Origin of the sequence: Neorhizobium alkalisoli (genome assembly GCF_002968635.1) — a bacterium.
GTDB lineage: Bacteria > Pseudomonadota > Alphaproteobacteria > Rhizobiales > Rhizobiaceae > Neorhizobium > Neorhizobium alkalisoli.
This window is the reverse complement of record NZ_PVBN01000002.1, coordinates 224,388-245,507: the sequence shown is the minus strand read 5'-3', so window position 1 is coordinate 245,507 and position 21,120 is coordinate 224,388. Positions and strand designations below refer to the sequence as shown.

The window sequence follows — 21,120 nt, the reverse complement described above, 5'->3', positions numbered from 1 at the left end:
TCTCAATCTCCCGCGCGGTAGGTTCCGGATTTGCCGCCGGTCTTTTCGAGAAGGCGGATGCCGCCGATCTCCATCCCTTTGTCGACGGCCTTGGCCATGTCGTAGACCGTCAGGCAGGCAACGGATACCGCCGTCAGTGCCTCCATTTCGACCCCCGTCTTGCCGGTGAGTTTCGCGGTCGCACTGACGCGGAGCCCCGGCAGCGTCTCATCCTCGACGATCTCTACGGAAACCTTGGTCAGCATCAGAGGGTGACAGAGCGGAATGAGATCGGACGTCTTCTTGGCCGCCATAATGCCGGCAAGCCGCGCCGTGCCGATCACGTCGCCCTTCTTGGCATTGCCTTCGCGGATGAGTGCCAGTGTCGCCGGCATCATCCTGACATAGCCTTCGGCGGTCGCCTGGCGCACGGTGTCGGTCTTGTCACCGACATCCACCATATGCGCCTCACCGGAGGCGCCGATATGGGTCAGGTTCCCCATTATTCCGCCGCCAGCGCGGTCTGGCCGGTGAGCAGCAATCGGGTCGCCGCGGCAACGTCGTCCTTGCGCATCAGGCTTTCGCCGACCAGGAACGTGTTGATGTCAACCTTCTTCAGGCGCTGGCAATCCTCATGAGTAAAGATGCCGCTTTCGCCTATCAGCAAACGATCGGCCGGAACCATGGGGGCGAGCGTCTCGCTCGTTTCCAGGCTCAACTCGAAAGTCCGCAGGTTGCGATTGTTGATGCCGATAAGCGGCGAGGGGAGCTTCAACGCCCGTTCCATCTCCGCCTCGTCATGCACCTCGATCAGCGAATCCATCCCGAGTTCTGCGGCTACATCGTAGAGTTCCCGCGCCTCGTCGTCAGAGAGCGACGCCATGATCAGCAAAATGCAATCGGCGCCCCACGCCCGCGCTTCGTAAACCTGATAGGGCTCGAACATGAAATCCTTGCGCAGAGCCGGCAAGGTGCAGGCGTTACGCGCGACCGTCAGAAACTCTGGTGCGCCCTGGAAACTCGGTTTGTCGGTGAGTACGGAGAGGCAGGCGGCTCCGCCCGCCTCGTAGGCCGTGGCAAGCGACGGAGGATCGAAATCGGGACGGATCAGTCCTTTGGACGGGCTGGCTTTCTTGATTTCGGCAATCAGACCGAAAGCACCGCTATCCTGTTTCGCCTTCAAGGCTCGGTAAAAACCGCGCGGGGACGGCTGGTCGGCGGCGCGGGCCTTCAGGTCGGCGAGCGGCACGCTCGCTTTCGCAGCGGCGATTTCCTCGCGCTTATAGGCTTCGATCTTCTTCAGGATATCCGTCACGGCCTCAATCCTCGTCGTTCGATACCGCGACCAGACGCTCGAGAGCGGCCGCAGCTTCACCGCTTTCCAGCGAACGGGTAGCAAGCCTCATGCCGTCCGCGATCGTTTCGGCCTTGCCGGCGACGACAAGCGACGCTGCCGCGTTGCAGAGAGATATATCACGATAGGCATTTTTGGCACCGCCGAGGACCGAGCGCAAGGCGGCCGCATTCGCCACGCCATCCCCGCCCTTCAGTTCGGCAAGCGTCGCGGGAGTAACCCCGAAATCCATCGGCGTCAGCTCGAAGGAGCGGATCTTTCCATCTTCAAGCGCAGTGACCTGAGTGATGCCTGTCGTGGTGATCTCGTCCATCCCATCGCCATGCACGACCCAGACGGTCTCGGAGCCAAGATCCCGCAGCACCTCGGCAATCGGCTCAAGCCATTTCGGCGCGAAGACGCCCAAAAGCTGACGCCTGGCGCCCGCGGGGTTCGAGAGCGGACCCAGCAGATTGAAGATCGTCCGCGTGCCGAGTTCCACCCGGCTCGGGCCTACATGGCGCATGGCCGCATGATGCATGGAGGCGAACATGAAGCCGATGCCTGCCTGGCTGATGCAGCGGGCGATCTGATCCGGGCCGATCTCCAGGTTGACCCCGAGCGCTGACAGCGTATCCGCCGCACCGGATTTCGAGCTCAAGGCTCGGTTGCCGTGCTTTGCGACGGGCACGCCGCAGCCGGCGACGATCAACGAGGCAAGGGTGGAAATATTGTAGGTGCCGGTACCATCGCCACCCGTGCCGACGATATCGATCGCGTCGTCGGGTGCTGTGACGGGCAACATCTTTGCCCGCATGGTGGAGACCGCTCCGGTGATCTCGGCGACGGTCTCTCCGCGGACGCGAAGAGCCATCAGGAAGCCGCCGATCTGCGAGGGCGTCGCCTCGCCCGACATCAGGATATCGAAGGCTTCGCGGGCTTCTTCGCGGCTTAGGCTTTCACCGTTGGCGACCTTGGCAATGAGGGGCTTCAGCTCAGGCATACCCGGGTTATCCTTTGTTACTGGAGCATGACCTGATCGACCACGGTCTGATTGACCGAGACGCCATAGGTGTTCTTGAGGCTGTTGACCATCTGGTCGAGCATGTCGTCGCCCGCCGACTCGGCCATCCGCTGCAATTGTTCGTCGCCGGAGAGGGCATCGGTCGTTGCCTGATCGATTGCGGTGACCTTCAACAGCAGGCGGCTTTCGCCGTCGGCCCCAAGTGCGGTCGCCGTCGTGTCGACAGGGCCGGAGAACGCCGCGGCGATTGCCTCGCCGCCGAAGATCGCATCCTCGGCGCCGCGGCGCAGACCTTGCTTGGTTTCGACAGCCAGGCCCAGCTCTTCGGCGATCGCGGCAAGCGTTTCGCCCTTCTCGAGCCGACCCTTCAGTTCGTTTGCCCTGGCGGTAAGCGCCTGGCGCTGCTGCTCGGCCGTCCAGTCGGCAACCGCTTTGTCACGGACGTCGGCCAGCGGACGCTCGCGTTCGGGGACGATATTGCGCACCTCGAACCAGACATAGCCGTCATTGCCGAGATTGACCGGAATGGTGTCGGCGCCGGGCTCGGTGCGGAAGACTTCGCCCAACAATTGCGTAGAGGCGGGAAGATCGGAGATCCGCTGCTCCTGTTCATTGCGGCCGGACGCATCGGCGGTAACGGTCACGACCTTGAGATTGAGCGCTTTTGCGGTTTCCTCAAGCGAGGTGCCGCCACCGCGCATGTCTTCGAAGCGGTCGTGGACGCTCAACACCTCCTGGGATGCCGTGCCGACGGAGAGCTGCTTGCGGATATCTTCCTTGACCTCGTCGAAGGAACGGGTCGTTTCCGGGCGGATATTGGTGACACGCAGGATCACGGGTCCGAAGGTACCCTGGACGACCGGTGTCGTGCCTCCTGCAGAAGCGACCTTGAAGACGGGATCCGCAAATGCGGCATCGGGGAGATTGTCCCTGGTAAAGTCGCCGAGCAGAACGTCGGAACTGTTCTTGCCCTGATCGGTGATCAGCTGGTCGAACGTGGCCGTGCCATCCTTGAGCTGCGTTGCCGCGGCTTCAGCCATCTCCTTGTTGGGGAAAGGGAGCTGCTCGATCGTGCGCGTTTCGGGTGTCTTATAGCTGTCCTTGCCCTTTTCGTATTGGGCACGCACCGCTTCGTCCGTGACCGACGACGCATCAGCAATATCGGCGGGCTGCAGCTTCACATAAGCGAAGGTTCGAAATTCCGGGGCGCGATACCGGGTCTTTACCCCTTCGAACCATGCCGCAAGCACATCTTCGGCCGGCGCCTTGACCGGATCGATATTGGCATTGGAAAGCAGGAGATAGTCGACCGACCGGGTCTCGTCGCGGTAGTGCTTGAGCGCGTCGACAAGAACCTGCGGCGGCTTGAACCCATCCGAAACAGCCTCGACCACCTGGCTGCGCACGGCGACCTTGCTGCGCTCCTTGATATAGTCGTCCTCGCGGAGGCCGGCATTGCGCAGGCGCGAGGCGAAGAGGTTGCGGTCGAACTGGCCGTTGACGCTCCTAAAGGCCGGGTCCTCGGAGATCAAAGTGGCGAGACGATCTTCGGAGAGGCCGAGATTCATGTCGTCCGAAAGCTGGTCGAGAGCAGCACCGGCGGCAAGCTGGGCAAAAACATCGTTCTCGACGCCAAACGCGCGGGCCTGCTCGGGGGTAAGCTGCGTGCCGAACTGCCGGCTCAGATTGGCGAGCTGGCGCTGATAGGCGAGACGGAATTCCTCAGTCGAGATTTGCTGATCCCCAACCGTCATCACGGTGTTGCTGCTGGTCGTCAAAAGGGAACTGGAGACACCCCATACGCCGAAGGAAACAACCAGTAGCAGGAGGAGAGCTTTGGCAACCCACGAGCGGGCGGCGTTTCTGAGGGAATCAAGCATTGATCGACATACCTTGTGAACAGTCAGGCCGCCTTGTCAGGCGGTTTGAAGGACTGTCTCTAAATCAAACCGAGACGGAAATGAAGGCATGGAGATCGAAAAGCGAGCAGCCTGTGCTCAAGCGCGCTTAAAGCCCTTCGGGCGGGAGACCGCGGCACCCGCATTCAGGCGGTTGGCAAGAGATTCGGCATCCCGCGGCGCCCGAACCTTCACATCATTGTCGAAGTAGACATAGACGTCGCGGCCGTGTGTACGGGAGGGCGATGGCGGAGAGACACGTGGAGCCTCTTTCGGATCACGGCCCTTCACCCATTCGGCGATCAGATGGGCCCAATGATCAAGCGCCGCGTCGTCATAACCGCTGACATAAAGCTGTTCGGAGCCGTGCAGGCGGCAATAGACGAAATCGGCCGTCAGATCCATCAGGAGCGGCCAATCCACCGTGTCGGCCACAACCAGACCGATCCGGTAGCGGCGCAGGAGATCGATGAAATCAGGCGAGCGAAAGCTGTCGTGGCGGATTTCCACGGCGTGACGCATCGGCCGCCTCTCATCGGCCTCAACATAGGCTCGGTCATCGAGGCGAGCATCATGCCGCCCGGCCAGATCGCGGGCTTCCTCGGTATCTTTGGGAAGCAGTTTGAAGAAAGCCTCGAAGCGCTCGGCATCGAATTTCATCCGCGGCGGAAACTGCCAGAGGGTCGGGCCGAGTTTCTTTCCGAGCCGAAGGACGCCGGAGGCCAGGAAATTGGCCAAGGGGATCTCGATATCCTTGAGGCGCCGCATATGCGTGATGTAACGCGAGCCTTTGACGGCGAAGACGAAATCATCAGGCGTTGCATCATACCATGCGGCAAAGCTGCTCGGACGCTGCAGGCCGTAAAAGGTGCCGTTGATTTCGATCGAGCGGAAATGCTCCGCCGCATAACTCAGGTCCTGCTTCTGCGGCAGCCCTTCCGGATAAAAGACGCCGCGCCAAGGCTTGTAGGTCCAGCCTGAAATGCCGATCCGGATGTCGCCCAAATGTTTTCTCATCGCACCACCTGAAATCACCGTGACCCAACGTCCGGTCGGGGCGAGAGTTCCGGGGCGACTATTTTGTAAAGATGAAGAAGGCGCCGAGAGCGATAAAGCAGAAACCAAGGATCTGCTTCCAGTGGATAGGCTCGCCCAGATAGAAAACCGAAAAAACCACGAAGACGGAAAGCGTGATGACTTCCTGGATCGTCTTGAGTTGGGCGGCATTGAAATAGCCGTAGCCGATCCTGTTTGCCGGCACCTGGGCGCAATATTCGAAGAATGCGATCCCCCAGCTCACAAGGATCACCAGATAAAGCGGCCTGTTCTCGAATTTGAGGTGGCCGTACCAGGCGAATGTCATGAAGACGTTGGAGAGGATCAAGAAGCCGATTGTGGCCAAGGGAACTGCAGTTGATGGCATGTGGCGAATCCGTGAAGGGTCGAGATGCTCACGGCAACCATGCCCGACGCAGAAAGACAAGCGTGTTCACCGAAATTGACGCTTCCACGGTAGCCACTGCGGAAGTCAACTCGCGTTCTGGCTGACCAGCAGCAGCAGCACATAGGCAAGGACTGTGAACACCAGCCCGCGGAAGGCATAGGACACAAACTTGTATTTCTGCCTGGCGATCAGCGACAGCACATCGGCATTGTCCAGGTATTCGTTGAAGAGATAGCTGACATCGCTGCGTTGTGCCGCCTGCTCAAAAAGCGGCCGATGGTTCGGCCACGTACCCCAGAAAAGCGAAGTGGATTTTTCGATGCGGCGCGGAAGCACCACGAGAATTGCCGAGAGGATCGAGAAGACGGATGCAAGCGCCAGCGCGGCTGACAGAGTAATTTCAGGCAAGTCGCCTTTTGTATAACGTGCCCAATTAAAAACGTTCCGCCCTTCGGTAGACGAAACGAGGAACGCCAGCATGAAGGTAAATATATAGGCCGCCTTCTGGTCGGATATCTTGATCTGGTCGTAATAGACGTCATTTATCTTGCGGACGTGATTGAAATATTCCTCGGTGACCTCACCTGTCGCCATAGGCATTTCAAGCATCTCTGTCGGTGCGCTGTCGAAGTCACTCAAGTCGATCGTCCCCGCCTAAAACTGTTTCCCTGTTAATACACTTTGCCGGGAAAGCAATCCGGTGACGATGCCTCTGTCTTGACTCCCGCCATATTTCTTAGCACTGGTGAGGCATGGTGGGGGATTTCAATCGACTTTATATTGCAGCCATTGCGCTGCCTATACTTGCGGGTGCGATAACGGCTCCCGCATCGGCGGAGCCTGTTGCGCGCTCGGCGCCCGCAGCCGGAGCAGTGATAGCCCGCAAAGCAGGCGAGGAAGTCCGTTTCATCGACCTATCCAACTGGCAGGTCGTCGATCTCAAGCAGGACCTGCTGACGGGCGATATCCTGCGTACCAATGCGACCGGCCAGCTCGCGATCGTCTTTTCCGACCGGACCCAGGTGCGCCTCGGCCGCAACTCGTCGCTGGTCGTCAAGCAGCTGACCGCCGGGACGAGCGCCGACACCATTCTGGAGCTGCAGTCGGGGACCATCTGGGCGCGCGCCGAACGCGGCGGGCCGGGAGTACGGGTCGAGACACCCGCCGCCGCGGCAGCCATCCGCGGCACCGACTGGACGATGACCGTCAAGGGCAGCCAGACTTCGCTGCAGGTGCTCGAAGGCCTGGTGCAGCTCAGCAATCCGCAGGGCAGTGTCGATGTGCAGCAGGGCGAGGGCGCCGTGGCCTCGATCGGGCAGGCGCCGCGGAAGATCGTTATCGTCGAATCCGACGATCGGGAGCAGATGCTTTATTATCTGGCCCCGAGAAATGCCTTCAATTTCATGCCGGCTTCGCCGCTACCGGTTGCCGAGATGCGCCGTCAGGCCGATCGCATTGCCGCCATTCCTGCTTCCCGGCGGAAGACGGAAGACATTCTTACATTGGCCGAGGTCCAAACCTCGCTTGAAGGCCACGCGCAGGCGCAGGCAACCCTCGCGCTGTTGAACGGCCGGACGCTGTCGAGCGCCGAACGCGGCCGCCTTGAATTGATGAGGGGGATCTTCGCCGCCGCCGAAAGACGATACGACGAGGCTGCCACGCTTTTTGCAAGCGCTTCGCCGCGTCTTGATGCAAAACGGGGCAACGTCGCCTCTTATGGAAGCTATTACGCGAGATCCCTTGCCAAGCCTGAGCGGGTGGAACGGCCCCCGACGACCGTCAACAACTCATATGCGGCACTTCTGAAGGCTTATGCCGCAGGGTTTCTGGAAGACATTCCCGCGGCGATCAAAGTCATTCGAGACGCCGAACGACAATTCCCGAATGACCCGACGTTGCCGGCCTATCGTGCGCAACTTGCAATCCTGTTGAACGACCGCGCGCAGGTTCAGGAGGCGATCGGGCGCGCGCTGACGCTTGATCCCGCCGAGCCGACCGCTCTTGAAGCACGCGCCAACTATCGCTCCGATTTCGAAGGTAATCTTGAGGGCGCTCTCGCAGATATTCAGGCCGCGCTGAAGACAGCGCCTGGCTCAACCGGTTTCTGGAATGCACTGGGAAACATACAGTCAGCACGCGGAGACGACAGGTCGGCGGAAGCTGCTTTCAAAAAATCCATAGCGCTGGATCCCCATGATCCGATTGCATATTCAAATCTCGCCAACCACTATCTTAGCCAATATCGCGTCAAGGAAGCCAAGGCGCTCATAGATAAGGCTCTGGAGGTTGACCCTAGCTTCGATCTCGCACTCGTGGACCGTGGCCGTTACAACCTGCAGACCGGCAACCTCGATGCCGGCCTGGAAGACATGCTCGGCGGCACCGTCGCCAACCCGGCGTATTCCGCCGGCCAGACTATGCTCGCAGCCGCCCATTACGAAAAGGGAGATCGGGTAGCAGCCGGTCAGGCACTGGACAATGCCGACCGATTGGACAACAACAGCCCTGCGGTCTCGGCCTTTCGTACTGCTTTGGCGATCGACAGCTACGACTCGGAAGGGGCAATCCGGCACGCGCAGGACTATGTAAAGCGCTCCCGCGCACGCGGTGGTCACTACAGCTCGCTGGGAGCAAATCAGGCTGCCGGCTCGACGCTTAACGACGCCTTTCGTTTCCAGGGGATGAATTCCTGGGCGGAATACTATAGCGATGCAGTATTCGATCCCTTCGCCGGCACGGCATATCTTGACCAGAGCATTCGCGGCAGCGCCGACATATTCGCCAACGACTATTCTCCTGGCACGGATATCTTCAACAACAGCGCGAACGGGCAGTCATTTTCAGGCTTTCTGCAAGCGCTGATGCTCGAACCTCACATGATATCGGGTCGCTCGCGTTCGGCGAACTTCTTCCGGCGACCATTTTTCGAAACCTCGCTCGGGGGAGGGGTTACGGAGACGAGCGGGGAGATGGGGTATGTCGCCGAGGGCGAAGTGCGAGGTTATAGCAACCTGCCGTTCCCGATCAGTTTCTATGGAAACCTGAAATGGGAAACGGTCCCGGAAAGCCGTGACGTAGTGGCGTTGAGCGATCTCGTTACTGAAAACAAAGTCCTCGGCGGCAACGGTTATCTGACAGCCAACCCGACACCATATGACCGGATCGTATTCTACTTCAATCAGGCAAAAAGCGACTTCAATTTTGAGGTACAAAATGAGGTCGACGTAGCACCGCTTTTGGGGATTCCAGGGCCATTCCTGCTTCCCGTTACACTTCAGCAGTCGCAGTCTAACACGGTAACGAATGGCGGAATCGGTTGGAGCCATACGATCGGACATCAGAATGTCGTGAACACTGCTCTGCTGTTCAATCGGCTTGATAGCCAGAGCGATATGAGTAGGGTCCTGGATTTCTTCGGGATACCTTTAGCGATCGACACCATGCAAAGCGACTTCGAGCAAGAATCATATATCGGTGCGTTGAACCATACAGTAGCTATGGGTGATTTCGTGTGGCGTTACGGCATCGAGGGTGGCTGGCTCCACGACAATGTTTTTCAGCGGATGGAAAATTTCACGACGTTTCCAACTACTGTCGCGACTCTTTCCTCATCCAGTAGCATCGGGATCGGCCGAACCTACGTCGATCTGCTTCACGAGATTAACCCCAATATCAAGGCGGAGTACGCTCTTTTCGGTACAATGCTTTCGGGAGATGAGACGAATATCCTACGCCTTGACCCGCGGGTGGGACTTGCTTGGTCGCCGACAGAGGGCCAATGGCTGAGGGCCGGATTTATTCGAAATAGCGTCGATATCTCCACGCCAACCCTCTCGCCTATTGGCATTGTCGGTCTGCAGCCGAACCAGATATCCACTGAAACGGAAGGATACACAGACACCCTCGCGATGCGGTGGGATGCTGAGTGGACGCCTGATTTCTTCACCGCTGTCGAATTCCAACATCAGGACATCAAAGATCCGCAAATAACAATTCCCTTGTCCGCCATTCCCTTCACCACGTCCGAAGGCCGGATCGACCGGGCTAGCGCCAGCGCCAACCTCCTGCTGGGCCATGGTTTCGGCTTGTCTTCAACCGTGGCCTACACCGCTTCCGAAGACGAAGATCCTGCGTCCGCGAGCTTCGGCAATTCGCTTCCCTATATTCCTGAATGGGCCGGGCAGGTAGCACTGACCTGGGTCAATGAGGCCAATGTCAAAGCGACCATCGCCGCGAATTACGTCGGGCAACGCGTCAATGAAGGCGGCACCAACCTCGACGATTATTGGACACTCGATGCCAACCTTGTCTGGGAGCCCTTCGACAAGCTGTTCGAGCTGGAGCTGGCAGCCTACAATCTGCTCGATGAAGAGATCGAGCTGAACGCCGGCTTGCCCGGCTGGGGCCGAGTCTTCAAGGGCACGCTTAAAGTTCGCTTCTGATGGCCCGTCGGCGTCTTCCATCACGTTCGGCACCGCGTTTCTTTTCGTCACGACCCGCGCGGGTCGTGATCGTCGCGGTTTTCGTTCTAGCCGCAGTCGCTTTATTTAGCCGGCTTCCGGGATGGCCGCTGATCGACTACCGCGCTTTCGACTATCTCTCCACCATCGGCGCTCCACCGTTGCCGGAGGAAGGACCGATCATCGTTGCGATCGACGAGCCGTCGTTTGCAGAGATCAACGTGCAGTGGCCCTGGCCACGCAGCCAGCACGCCAAGTTGATTTCGGCTCTTCGTGCCGCAGGCGCGAAGGTGATCGGCCTGGACATCATTTTTTCCGAGCCCTCGACGCCGGAAGAGGACGAGGCGCTCGCTGCGGCGCTCGGTCCGGATGTGGTCCTTGCCGGCGACGAGACGCTGGTGACGTCGGACCAGGCCGACCAGTTCATTCGCGTCCTGCCGCTGCAGATGTTTTCCGAAAAATTGGCACTGACGGGCATCGCCTCGGTCGGGCTGCATCGCGATGGCGTCCTGCGCGAAATGCCCCGCTATGACGACGGCTTTGCGGCGATGGTTGCGACCGCCGCCGGGGCGGACGTAGCGCTGCCGGAACGGACCGGTTTGATCCAGACATTCGGAGGCCAAAGGACCTATCCGACCGTCTCCTACTATCAGGCGCTCGATCCGCAAAATTTTCTGCCCGCGGGGATCTTCAGGGATCGCACGGTCATCGTGGGGCTCAGCCTGCAGAACGCGCCTTCCATCGAAAACGGCGGAGCCGATGCCTTTGCGACATCCTATACCGTTCACACCGGCAGGCTGACTGCGGGTGCGGAGATACAGGCGACCATTTTCGACAACCTGCGGCTCAGGAACTGGATCGAAGAGGCCGGGGAGCCGGTAAAGCTGGGGCTTCTTTTGCTCTCAGTATTGTCGGCAGTCGCGCTGGTGTGGAACGGGACCGGCTGGCGCACCGTCGCGGTCGGCGCCGCCGCGATCATTGTCCTCTTCGCAGTCAGCTATCTGGTGCTGCGCTTCGGCCGGGTGTTTGTCCCTCCCTTGGCGCCTTCGCTCGCCTTCATCGGTATCGCGGCAGCGCAGGCTACGCTTGACTACGCCCAGGAGCGGAAAAACCGCCGGCAGATCACGCGCGCCTTTTCGCAATACCTGGCGCCGGCGCTGGTCGATCAGCTTGCCCGCGATCCATCCAAGCTGAAGCTCGGCGGCGAAAAGCGGGAGCTTTCCATTCTCTTCTGCGACGTGCGCGGCTTCACCACGATTTCGGAGCAGCTGAAGAACGATCCGCAGCAACTGACGGCGCTGATCAATCGGCTTCTGACACCGCTCTCCGAGATCGTCCTGTCGCATTCCGGAACGATCGACAAATATATCGGCGATTGCCTCATGGCTTTCTGGAACGCTCCGCTGGACGATCCCGCCCATGCGGTGCATGCGGTTTCTGCGGCACTCGATATGCTCGAGGCCATCGAGGTGCTGAACGCGGATCTCAAGGCCGAGGCCGACATCACCGGCAGAACCCATTATGCCCTCAGGATCGGCATAGGCATCAATACGGGCGAATGCGTCGTCGGAAATATGGGCTCCACCAGCCGTTTCGACTATTCGGCTCTGGGTGACGCGGTCAATCTGGCGGCGAGGCTCGAGGGAGCATCGAAAGCCTATGGCGTACCGCTGCTGCTCGGCGAGGGGACAGCGCGCTCGGTGAGCGATGCCTTTGCCGTGCTGGAACTCGACCGGATCACGGTCAAGGGCAAGACAGAAGAATCACCTGTCTTCACCGTCACGCGCAAATGCGCCGAAGACGCGCTCGCGGCACATCGTCAATTCCTGGAAGCACATTATCGCCGGGATGTTGGCAGCCAGCAGCGGCTGGCGCCGAACCTGGCGCGCGATATTCCGGCACTCAAAGTTTATTACGAACAGGCGCTTCAATCCGGCGGCGCCTGACGGGCAACGATCAGTGGACGGTGTCGAGGCGGATTTCGTCTTCGAGCGTGCGGAATGCTTCGTAGAGCGCCTCGACCAGGATATCGGTCAACTGGTCGGCGTCGTTGTCCTGCAGGAACAGCGCGATCGACTGTTCGGAGGGCTGGGTAAAGGAAGTGGTATCGTTCGACATGTCATTGTCCCCAAATTGCGGCCGGCATCATTCCGGTTAGGGAGACGATAGAAATCGTGGCTTGCGCCGAACTGGACACGGGACATCACCATGCATGAAATGGCGGAAGAGGTGGGATTCGAACCCACGGTACGGTTTCCCGCACGCCGGTTTTCAAGACCGGTTCCTTAAACCACTCGGACACTCTTCCATCTAATTGAAAAGGATGAACAATCACCAGATGGTTGATTTTTCGAAATCGGCGTATGCTACCGATTTGCTACCCTAATCACTCGACGGCTGGCTTTTTAGCAGCTTTGATCGCAGCGTCAACTTGCTCGGCGGCCGTTCGGAGACATACGCGCCTTGAGAACGCCGATAACGATCGAAAATTCTATCGCAAGTAGGCGTTCTCCAACGAACATTGATCCTATACCTTAAGGATGTTTTCCTTCTATGGTTCACGTCGTTGTCATGACTGTTGCCACTACACAGTGTCGCGCAAGCTAACACTACGAGTATCAACCGATCACTTATACAGCCTCGTCGAAGGTAAACTCTACCGCAAAAGAGCAATAGACGGTTTAAACCGTTATTGCGGACTGTCGCGGAATAAATACTGCGTTCGGTACAACGGGTGGCACCTCAAGCTTCGTCTTGTAGCGGCGCTTATGCAAAGAGGAAGTCATCGCTTTGAAAGCTCGTCAACGAAACATTTTTCAAGGTCAGCACGTTATTAGCGTCGCCGGCGATAAGCGTATCCCGTCCTTGCTGGATCGCCGCGTCGATCAATTCAGCAAAGTTAGAGAAAACGGCGACCGCGAACTGTATGACGTCGCCGCCGACGGTGGAAAAGTCCCCTATCAGGTCCTTTCCGAAGCCGAGATCGAAATAGAATGCGTCGCTACCCAAGCCGCCCGCCATCAGATCATTTCCGGACTGGCCGTACAGCTTGTCATTTCCATCGCTGCCGATCAGTCGATCAGCTCCCGCCCCGCCTACGAGCATGTCGTGCCCAACCCCGCCGGACAATATGTTAGCTCCAGCGTCGCCGTATAACCGGTCATTGTACTTGCTACCGGCCAGGTTCTCAATGGACGAATAACGATCCCCAGCGGCATCATAAGTATTGATGTTGGGCGATACCAAACTTGCCCATACTCCCACTTTTGCGGTCGCGTAATCTGTCGTATCTGATCCGGTTCCACCGTAAAATCTATCGGCCCCAGCGCCGCCATAAAAAAGATCGTTACCGGCATCGCCACTCAAGATATCGTTGCCAGCCTCGCCATTCAAACGGTTGGCGCCTCCGTCGCCATAGAGCTCGTCGCCGTACGAGGATCCCTCCAGGTTCTCGATTGAGGAATAGCGGTCGCCCAACGCTTCGCCGCTGTTTGAGGTTGGGGTCGCAAGACTGGCAATGACGCCGGCGTTGGCTCCGGCATAGGACGCCGTGTCCGAGCCAGTCCCGCCGTACAGACGGTCGGCCCCAAGCCCACCTGTGAGCGTATCGTTGCCGGCATCGCCGTTTAGGATATCGTGCCCCGAGTACCCCCAAAGGGCGTTGTTCACCTGGTTACCAATGATGGAGTCGGAAGCGCTACCCCCTTTCACGTTCTCAATGAGCGAGGCCGCGTTTCCCTTGTACAGCAGCGCATTGTAGATGTTACCCTGCGCATAGCCGTTATTTGGACCGCCACCAAGATATGCTGCCTGAACCCCACTGAAGAGGGAAGCCATGCCGGGCCGAAGATCAATCTTCAGGGTTGTCGAGTAGGCGGTGAGATCGAACGTATCAAACCCGCCTCCGTCCCAGATCGTCGCGAAGATCTCTTTTCCCATAGGCGCTATGCCTACCCGGCCGTCGACAAGCGTCACACCTGAGCCAGGTTGCCATTTATATACAGTATTTCCGCTGTTCGTCGTGTAGTCTGCACCATACATCTCCTGCAGACCCGCGATATCGGCGATCATGTAGGACTGAGGGGCATCAGTTATTCCGTAGCGATACCCATCAAGCCCACTGCCGATATATCCCCGATAGGTCATGATCGAGTACTCAATGCTATCATATTCGGTGGGAAGGGGATCGAATCCTCCTTCGCTTTCGTGGCCATGCTTAAGTCCGAGGGCGTGGCCGATCTCGTGCAACATTGTGTGCCACTCGTAGTTACCCGCGACAGGGCTGCGATAGTCGTACCCTCGTCCGAACCAGACATCGCCTGCTTGCGTATACTCGCCCGGTAAATATGCCCAGGCCGTTGATGGCGCTGCCGATTCGGCGAAACGAAGTGTAGCGGTCGTTGCCGATCCAGCAGAAATGGTAAGGTTGGTGAACCCTTCCACCGAGAAGCCGTCATTGGCCGCGCGGCCGTAGGAGACTTCGAGCGCGAAGAGTGCTGACGCCTGCTGAGCCGAGGAAATCGCGCCGAAGGTGAAAGGCTCTCCTGTGTAGCTATAGCTTGCAGAGCTTGTGGGAAAGGCATAGGTCACCGTTCCGGCCCACGCACCGCCGCTCAAAACGCCATCAACCAGAGTGTTACCTGAGGGTGATTGGATTTTGGTTGAAGTGAAGCTACCCGTCATCTGTTTTCCCCGTTCGAAGGCCGCGGCTCTCAGAACCGCTGCGAACCGCACAGTTATCGAAGGCGATATTTAAGAAAAGCTTTCACCCAGTACAACACTATATTTTCGTGGTAGGTTTTTTGGCCTCGCCGCGATGTACGCTTGGCTGGGACGTTGCGTTTAGTGGACAGATTTGTCATCGATCTGCCCAGATTCGCTTAGGATGTTTACTCCCGATTATACGCCAGTCCGGCGAGCGCCCGAACAGACCTCTAAAGCTTTTTGTCGTACTGGCGGCGATCAACATGGGCCGGCCGCGCATTCAGCCTACGAATGACTGGCAGCAGTTGGATATCCGACTTCTGATAAGGACTGCAAGGCTTGGATCTTGCTCTTTAGGTGTTCAGCTAGATTCTCGGTCCGCCAGACCGCTAGGCCCCGTAACCCTCCATTAAGCATACTGCGTAGAATTTTAACTACTCCACAGTTTTCGTTCGCATTTTCGCCACGTTGCCAGCAAAACTGGAACACCATTGGTTCGCGGACATAGGGGTATGTCCCGAACCGGTTCATTGGCCGGCAAGGGCAGGGGTGGTCGCGAGGGCCTTTACCTGCCTGAGACGGTGAAGGCGGCATGGGACGGACGGGTTTGGGTTTGAGTGGCGGCAAGCTTTCGCTGGGTGCGAAATGGCTCGGGATAACGATGGTCTGCGTCGGTGTGGCTTCTTGTGCCACGACTGAGGCGCCAAAGAAGAAGCCCCGCAGCAAAGAATATTTTTCGGAAAAAGAATACGGCGTCAAGGCGAGCCCCAGGGTGGTTTCCGACGGCAGACCCGTGCCGAAGGGCGGCGGCCGCTTCATGGTGGGACAGCCCTATCAGGTAAAGGGTCAGACTTACGTTCCCAAGGAAGATCCGAACTACCGCAAAAGCGGTCTTGCTTCTTGGTACGGGTCGGCCTTTCACGGACGCCTGACCGCCAATGGTGAAGTTTATGACAGCGCCCATCTGTCGGCAGCGCATCCGACCTTCCCGCTGCCGAGCTATGCTCGCGTGACGAATGTCGACACCGGGTCTTCGGTGATCGTGCGGGTGAATGACCGTGGGCCCTACCATCCGGGTCGTATCATCGACGTCTCGGGCAAGACAGCCGAACTCCTCGATATGAAGCGGACCGGCACCGCGAAGGTCAATGTGCAATATGTCGGCCGAGCCCGCATGGACGGCCAGGACATGCCATTCCTGATGGCCTCGTACGTCCGCAAGGGCGACCGCCTGCCGTCGATCCGGCCTGAGGGGCAGATCGCAACGGGCGTCATGGTCGCATCGAATCAGCCACTCCGCGAGCAGCTTCAAAGCTACGGCTCGGCGATGCCCGCGCCCATTGCGCTTGCCGGACGCACGCCGAGCGGTCCGGCTCCCGTATCCGCCGCTCCACAGGCATTCCAGGTATTCGACCAGTTCGCCGCGTTGCCGCAGATCGGACCGCTTCCTGCCGAGCGTCCGGTCAGCTATGGCGCGAGGCCGCAGACGGCAACGGTTGCAGCCGCATACATAGCCGAACCGCAGGCGAAAACGCCGCAGGTGATGTTCGGCAATGTCGTCCTGGAATCTGCAAGGCCCGCTCAAAAGCCCGTGCGTTGAAATCCTAGCCGATTGCCCCTCATGAAGGGCGCTGATAGGCATAGGTGAAACGAGCTACGGGGTAATGATGCGGCGGCTGATCCTTCTAGTCCTTATCCTCCTTGGCGGTCTCCCTCTTGCAGGGGCGGCAAGCGCACAGGAGCCCGCGCCTGCCTTCGTCACCAAAGCCAAGCAGATATACATGGTGGAGGCGAAAACCGGAACGGTCCTGCTTGCTTCCAACGAAAACCAGGGCTTCCCGCCGGCATCGCTCGCGAAACTGATGACCATGGAGGTCGTCTTCAGCGCCATAAAGCGGGGAGACGTCGGTCTCGACAGCATCTATCCGGTGAGCGAATACGCCTGGCGCACCGGCGGCGCACCATCGGGCACAACCACGATGTTCGCCGCTTTGAAGTCGCAGGTGCCCGTCAACGCCCTTATCAGGGGCGTCATCGTGCAGAACGCCAACGACGCCTGCATCATCCTCGCCGAAGGTCTTTCCCGTTCAGAAGGCGAGTTTGCCGCCCGCATGACCGCCCGGGCGAGGGACCTCGGCCTCACCCGTTCCGTTTTCGGCAACTCCACCGGCCTCCCGGGCGTGGAAAACCGCACGACGGCCCGCGATCTCGTTGAACTCTCCCGGCATATCTACCGCAGCTACCCGGAGTTCTACCCGCTTTATTCGCATCCCGATTTCGAGTGGAACAAGATCTTCCAGCGCAACAAGAATCCCCTTTTGGGATTGAACATCGGCGTCGATGGCCTTGGCGCCGGTTTCGCGGAAGGCTTTGGCTATGCGCTGGTCGCGTCGGTACAACGGGACGGGACGCGGCTTTTCCTGGCCATAGGCGGGCTTGCGAGCGACAAGGAACGGCTCGAGGAGGCCCGACGGGTTCTTGAATGGGGCCTTTCTTCTTTTGAGACGAAAGTCCTTTTCAAACAAGGCGAGGTGATCGGCCAGATAAGCGTCTATGGCGGAACGTCGCGATATGTCGATCTTATCGCCAAAGAGCCGGTCGACATCTATCTGGCGACGAGCAATCCCGAGAGGCTTTCGGGTCGTATTGTCTACAAATGGCCGCTGCGAGCTCCAGTCACCGAGGGTCAGGAGGTCGGTGTCCTGAGGATCTCCGCAGGTGACCGGGTCGTGCGGGAGGTGCCGCTCATGACCGCTCAATCTGTCGGAACGGGAACGCTGACGAGCAGGGCGACGGATGCGCTGCTCGAACTGATGTTCTTCTGGCTTTGACAGAGACGCTTATTTCGCGGCGCACCCATTTGGTCTATAAGTCTCCAAGAAGATGAGTGCGGAAATACGCGTGGCAGAACATTCGGGATTGTTCGTGACTTTCGAAGGCGGTGAGGGGGCTGGCAAATCCACCCAGATTCGCCGGCTCGCCGATCAGCTGCGCCGCCGCGGCCATGACGTGTTGGTAACCCGCGAGCCTGGGGGGTCACCGGGCGCCGAAGCCGTGCGGCATGTGCTCCTGTCGGGCGCCGCGGAGGAATTCGGCGTGCGCATGGAGGCAATCCTCTTTGCTGCGGCGCGGAATGACCATGTGGAAGAAGTCATCCGGCCGGCTCTGGAAAGCGGCGCCGTCGTGCTCTGCGACCGCTTCATCGATTCTTCCCGGGTCTATCAGGGTGTGACCGGCAACCTCGAATGGGATTTCATCGAGAGGTTGCAGCGGATCGCGATCGATGGAGTCGTGCCCGATTGCACGTTAATTCTCGACCTGCCGGCGGAAATCGGATTGAAGCGCGCCCGCAAGCGCGGCGCCGGCAACGCTCCCGATCGCTTCGAGCGTGAAGAGATAGAAACGCACGAGAAGCGACGGGCGGCCTATCTCGAGATCGCCGAAGCAGAACCTGAACGCTGTCACGTGGTGAATGCCGAGCGTTCTGAAGAAGAGATCGCCGACGAGATTTTTGCGGTGGTGGAACCGTTGGCGCGCGAACTCGGCTTTACCCATTCCAGCAGCGCGGAATCGGTCGGATGAGCGAAGAATCAGTCGGCATTCTCGACGGCGCATTGCCGCCGGCGCGCAATCCGCATCTTTACGGACATCGCGCGGCCGAGGATTTTCTGGCGCGCAGCTATCAATCCGGCAAGGCTCACCATGCAATCCTGATCGAAGGACCGGAAGGGATCGGCAAGGCTACGTTAGCCTTCCGCTTCGCCAACCATGTGCTCGCCCATCCCGATCCTGCGACGGCGCCCGGCCATATCGCCGATCCGGATATAGATTCGCCAGTAAGCCGCCAGATCGCCTCCGGCGCCTCGCACAATCTCTTGCATTTGACGCGTCCCGTCGACGAGAAGACCGGCAAGGCGAAGACGGCGATCACCGTCGACGAGGTTCGAAGGGCGGGACACTTTTTTTCGCAGACATCCGGCACCGGCAATTGGCGGATCGTCATCATCGACCCGGCCGACGATCTCAACCGCAATGCGGCAAACGCGATCCTCAAGATCCTGGAGGAGCCACCCCGACGGGCTCTTTTCCTGGTGCTTTCCCATGCGCCCGGAAAGCTGCTGCCGACGATCCGCTCCCGATGCCAGCCTTTGAGGCTGTCACCTTTGGGTGACGGCGATCTTTCGCAGGCGCTGGCGGGCCTCGGTATGCCGCTGGATGGGGGCAAGACCGAAGAGACGGTGTTGTCGCTGTCGAAGGGCAGCGTTGCGCAGGCTTTGAAGCTCCTGAACTATGGCGGCACTGAAATCATCGCTGCGTTCGACGAGGTGATCGCTGCTGAAGGCCCGACGGCCCGCAAGGCGATGCATCGGCTGGCGGATGTCCTGTCCGGCAAGGAGAGCGAGGTGATCTTCGGCTTTTTCCTGGAGCATCTCAGCGACCATCTTATCGCGCAGGCCCGCAATGCGGCGCTAGCCGGAGACCTCACGACCGCCGATCGGCAGGCCAAACTCGTCAGCGACATCGGCGAAAAGATCACCATCGCGCAGGCCTACAATCTCGACCGGAAGCAGACCATTCTTTCCATCCTCGACGCTGCGCGGCAGTAGCACGGCGATGAGGGGCGGGAACCCCGCAAGGAACTTTGTGTTTCGCATCCGCAAAACATACGCTAAGAGCGGCATCAACTCTTTTTCAAAGTGTCCGAGTGCCTCATGTCCGACAAGACGCCTTATTACATCACCACCGCGATCTCCTATCCGAACGGCAAGCCGCATATCGGGCATGCCTACGAATTGATTGCGACCGATGCCATGGCGCGTTTCCAGCGCCTCGATGGAAAGGATGTCTTCTTTCTCACCGGCACGGACGAGCACGGCCAGAAGATGCAGCAGACCGCGCGCGCCGAGGGCGTCACCCCGGAAGCGTTGGCGGAGCGCAATTCCAGCGAATTCCGTCAGATGGGGAAGCTGCTGAACGCGTCCAACGACGACTTCATCCGCACCACCGAACCGCGTCATCACGAGGCGTCGAAAGATATCTGGAACCGGATGGCGGAAAACGGCGATATCTACAAGGACACCTATGCCGGCTGGTATTCGGTGCGCGACGAAGCCTACTACGCCGAGAGCGAGACCGAAGTCCGCGACGGTGTGCGCTATGGGCCTCAAGGGACGCCCGTCGAATGGGTCGAGGAGTCGAGCTATTTCTTCAAGCTCTCGGCCTATGGCGACAAGCTTCTGAAGCACTATGAGGAAAATCCCGATTTCATCGGTCCCAACGAGCGCCGCAACGAAGTGATTTCCTTCGTGAAATCCGGCCTCAAGGACCTTTCGGTTTCCCGCACCACCTTTGACTGGGGTATCAAGGTACCGAACGATCCGGCGCATGTGATGTATGTCTGGGTCGACGCGCTTACCAACTACCTCACCGCAACCGGCTATCTGGATGATACCAGCGATCCCCGTGCAAAGTACTGGCCGGCAGACGTACACATCATCGGCAAGGACATCATCCGCTTCCACGCCGTCTATTGGCCTGCGTTCCTCATGTCGGCGCGGCTGCCGCTGCCCAAGCGCGTCTTCGCGCACGGCTTCGTTTTGAACAACGGCGAGAAGATGTCGAAATCCCTCGGCAATGTCGTGGATCCGTTCGAGCTCATCGTACAGTTCGGGCTCGACTACGTGCGCTACTATCTTTGCCGTGAAATCTCCTTCGGCCATGACGGCAATTGCAACGAACAGCTCATAGCTGCACGGGTCAATGCCGACCTCGCCAATGGCATTGGCAATCTCGCAAGCCGGTCTCTCTCGATGATCGTCAAAAATTGCGACGGCAAATTGCCTGAGCCGGGCGAATTGACCGATGCCGACAAGGAGTTGATGGCGGCCGCCGACGCGCTGCTCGAAACCTGCCGCGCGGATATGGACAAGCAGGCCATTCACCGGGCGCTGGCGGCGGTCATCGGCGTCGTCTCTGAAACCGACCGCTATTTCGCCGCGCAGGCGCCATGGGTCCTCAGAAAGACGGATCAGGCGCGCATGGGCACCGTGCTTTATGTCACGGCCGAAGTAGTGCGGCAGATCGCAATCCTGTTGCAGCCGTTCATGCCGGAATCATCGGCAAGACTGCTTGATCTGCTCGCTGTCGGGGCCGACGGTCGCAGCTTCGCGGCGCTTGGCGAAGCCGGGCGCCTGAAACCCGGAACCCAGCTGGAGGCGCCGACGCCGGTCTTTCCGCGTTATGTAGCTCCGGAAGCGACTGCCTGAGGCTCAAGGCTT

At 59.2% G+C, this 21,120-nt stretch carries 16 protein-coding genes and 1 tRNA gene; 7 read left to right on the top strand and 10 right to left on the bottom strand.

Going from position 1 to position 21,120, the window contains the following annotated elements; genetic code table 11:
- Positions 1-2: 2 nt before the first annotated feature.
- The 7 genes from moaC to C5L13_RS05590 all read right to left on the bottom strand — a co-directional run bounded on the left by moaC (position 3) and on the right by C5L13_RS05590 (position 6,317).
- A complete protein-coding gene (moaC, locus tag C5L13_RS05620; protein WP_105382286.1) occupies positions 3-482 on the bottom strand; it encodes a cyclic pyranopterin monophosphate synthase MoaC in 480 nt (159 codons plus the stop codon).
- A complete protein-coding gene (trpC, locus tag C5L13_RS05615) occupies positions 482-1,294 on the bottom strand; it encodes an indole-3-glycerol phosphate synthase TrpC (RefSeq protein ID WP_105382285.1) in 813 nt (270 codons plus the stop codon). Before trpC ends, moaC begins: the two co-directional genes overlap by 1 nt.
- Positions 1,295-1,298: 4 nt before the next feature.
- Positions 1,299-2,315, bottom strand: coding sequence for an anthranilate phosphoribosyltransferase (gene trpD / locus C5L13_RS05610; protein ID WP_105382284.1), 1,017 nt, complete (start codon positions 2,313-2,315; stop codon positions 1,299-1,301).
- A gap of 17 nt (positions 2,316-2,332) precedes the next feature.
- Positions 2,333-4,216, bottom strand: coding sequence for a peptidylprolyl isomerase (locus tag C5L13_RS05605; protein WP_105382283.1), 1,884 nt, complete (start codon positions 4,214-4,216; stop codon positions 2,333-2,335).
- Positions 4,217-4,333: 117 nt separating this feature from the next.
- The gene (locus C5L13_RS05600) at positions 4,334-5,251 is read right to left on the bottom strand and encodes a DUF72 domain-containing protein (RefSeq protein ID WP_105382282.1); all 918 of its coding nucleotides are present in this window, start codon (positions 5,249-5,251) and stop codon (positions 4,334-4,336) included.
- 58 nt (positions 5,252-5,309) lie between these two features.
- Positions 5,310-5,657 carry a DMT family protein gene (locus C5L13_RS05595; RefSeq protein ID WP_105382281.1) on the bottom strand — a complete coding sequence of 116 codons (348 nt, stop codon included), beginning with the start codon at positions 5,655-5,657 and terminating at the stop codon, positions 5,310-5,312.
- 105 nt (positions 5,658-5,762) lie between these two features.
- Positions 5,763-6,317: a Pycsar system effector family protein gene (locus tag C5L13_RS05590; protein ID WP_105382280.1), complete on the bottom strand. Its 555-nt coding sequence runs from the start codon at positions 6,315-6,317 to the stop codon at positions 5,763-5,765.
- Between the two features lie 113 nt (positions 6,318-6,430).
- On the opposite strand from C5L13_RS05590, the gene C5L13_RS05585 reads away from it, so the two are divergent.
- Positions 6,431-10,120, top strand: a complete 3,690-nt coding sequence (locus C5L13_RS05585; protein WP_105382279.1) for a FecR domain-containing protein — start codon at positions 6,431-6,433, stop codon at positions 10,118-10,120.
- Positions 10,120-12,084 carry a CHASE2 domain-containing protein gene (locus C5L13_RS05580; protein ID WP_105382278.1) on the top strand — a complete coding sequence of 655 codons (1,965 nt, stop codon included), beginning with the start codon at positions 10,120-10,122 and terminating at the stop codon, positions 12,082-12,084. Before C5L13_RS05585 ends, C5L13_RS05580 begins: the two co-directional genes overlap by 1 nt.
- 10 nt (positions 12,085-12,094) lie before the next feature.
- Here C5L13_RS05580 and C5L13_RS28920 read toward each other — a convergent pair whose 3' ends face one another.
- The 3 genes from C5L13_RS28920 to C5L13_RS28660 all read right to left on the bottom strand — a co-directional run bounded on the left by C5L13_RS28920 (position 12,095) and on the right by C5L13_RS28660 (position 14,821).
- Positions 12,095-12,256, bottom strand: coding sequence for a hypothetical protein (locus C5L13_RS28920; RefSeq protein WP_170117211.1), 162 nt, complete (start codon positions 12,254-12,256; stop codon positions 12,095-12,097).
- 100 nt (positions 12,257-12,356) lie between these two features.
- Positions 12,357-12,446, bottom strand: a tRNA-Ser gene (locus tag C5L13_RS05575).
- A gap of 458 nt (positions 12,447-12,904) precedes the next feature.
- The gene (locus C5L13_RS28660) at positions 12,905-14,821 is read right to left on the bottom strand and encodes a M10 family metallopeptidase (protein WP_158693392.1); all 1,917 of its coding nucleotides are present in this window, start codon (positions 14,819-14,821) and stop codon (positions 12,905-12,907) included.
- Between the two features lie 613 nt (positions 14,822-15,434).
- Here C5L13_RS28660 and C5L13_RS05565 point away from each other — a divergent pair.
- The 5 genes from C5L13_RS05565 to metG all read left to right on the top strand — a co-directional run bounded on the left by C5L13_RS05565 (position 15,435) and on the right by metG (position 21,108).
- The gene (locus C5L13_RS05565; RefSeq protein ID WP_105382277.1) at positions 15,435-16,442 is read left to right on the top strand and encodes a septal ring lytic transglycosylase RlpA family protein; all 1,008 of its coding nucleotides are present in this window, start codon (positions 15,435-15,437) and stop codon (positions 16,440-16,442) included.
- A 64-nt stretch (positions 16,443-16,506) separates the two neighbouring features.
- The gene (locus tag C5L13_RS05560) at positions 16,507-17,673 is read left to right on the top strand and encodes a D-alanyl-D-alanine carboxypeptidase family protein (RefSeq protein ID WP_105382276.1); all 1,167 of its coding nucleotides are present in this window, start codon (positions 16,507-16,509) and stop codon (positions 17,671-17,673) included.
- A 52-nt stretch (positions 17,674-17,725) separates the two neighbouring features.
- A complete protein-coding gene (gene tmk, locus C5L13_RS05555; RefSeq protein ID WP_407070404.1) occupies positions 17,726-18,424 on the top strand; it encodes a dTMP kinase in 699 nt (232 codons plus the stop codon).
- The gene (locus C5L13_RS05550; protein ID WP_105382274.1) at positions 18,421-19,449 is read left to right on the top strand and encodes a DNA polymerase III subunit delta'; all 1,029 of its coding nucleotides are present in this window, start codon (positions 18,421-18,423) and stop codon (positions 19,447-19,449) included. The genes tmk and C5L13_RS05550 overlap by 4 nt, the downstream gene beginning before the upstream one ends.
- Before the next feature lie 90 nt (positions 19,450-19,539).
- Positions 19,540-21,108, top strand: coding sequence for a methionine--tRNA ligase (gene metG / locus C5L13_RS05545; RefSeq protein ID WP_280952598.1), 1,569 nt, complete (start codon positions 19,540-19,542; stop codon positions 21,106-21,108).
- The last annotated feature ends 12 nt before the right edge of the window (positions 21,109-21,120 follow it).

Bases quoted from the DNA above. Each gene is read 5' to 3' on its own strand.
- moaC (WP_105382286.1), bottom strand. From the start codon at position 482: ATGGGGAACCTGACCCATATCGGCGCCTCCGGTGAGGCGCATATGGTG.
- trpD (WP_105382284.1), bottom strand. From the start codon at position 2,315: ATGCCTGAGCTGAAGCCCCTCATTGCCAAGGTCGCCAACGGTGAAAGC.
- C5L13_RS05605 (WP_105382283.1), bottom strand. From the start codon at position 4,216: ATGCTTGATTCCCTCAGAAACGCCGCCCGCTCGTGGGTTGCCAAAGCT.
- C5L13_RS05600 (WP_105382282.1), bottom strand. From the start codon at position 5,251: ATGAGAAAACATTTGGGCGACATCCGGATCGGCATTTCAGGCTGGACC.
- C5L13_RS05595 (WP_105382281.1), bottom strand. From the start codon at position 5,657: ATGCCATCAACTGCAGTTCCCTTGGCCACAATCGGCTTCTTGATCCTC.
- C5L13_RS05585 (WP_105382279.1), top strand. From the start codon at position 6,431: ATGGTGGGGGATTTCAATCGACTTTATATTGCAGCCATTGCGCTGCCT.
- C5L13_RS05580 (WP_105382278.1), top strand. From the start codon at position 10,120: ATGGCCCGTCGGCGTCTTCCATCACGTTCGGCACCGCGTTTCTTTTCG.
- C5L13_RS28920 (WP_170117211.1), bottom strand. From the start codon at position 12,256: ATGTCGAACGATACCACTTCCTTTACCCAGCCCTCCGAACAGTCGATC.
- C5L13_RS28660 (WP_158693392.1), bottom strand. From the start codon at position 14,821: ATGACGGGTAGCTTCACTTCAACCAAAATCCAATCACCCTCAGGTAAC.
- C5L13_RS05565 (WP_105382277.1), top strand. From the start codon at position 15,435: ATGGGACGGACGGGTTTGGGTTTGAGTGGCGGCAAGCTTTCGCTGGGT.
- C5L13_RS05560 (WP_105382276.1), top strand. From the start codon at position 16,507: ATGATGCGGCGGCTGATCCTTCTAGTCCTTATCCTCCTTGGCGGTCTC.
- tmk (WP_407070404.1), top strand. From the start codon at position 17,726: ATGAGTGCGGAAATACGCGTGGCAGAACATTCGGGATTGTTCGTGACT.
- C5L13_RS05550 (WP_105382274.1), top strand. From the start codon at position 18,421: ATGAGCGAAGAATCAGTCGGCATTCTCGACGGCGCATTGCCGCCGGCG.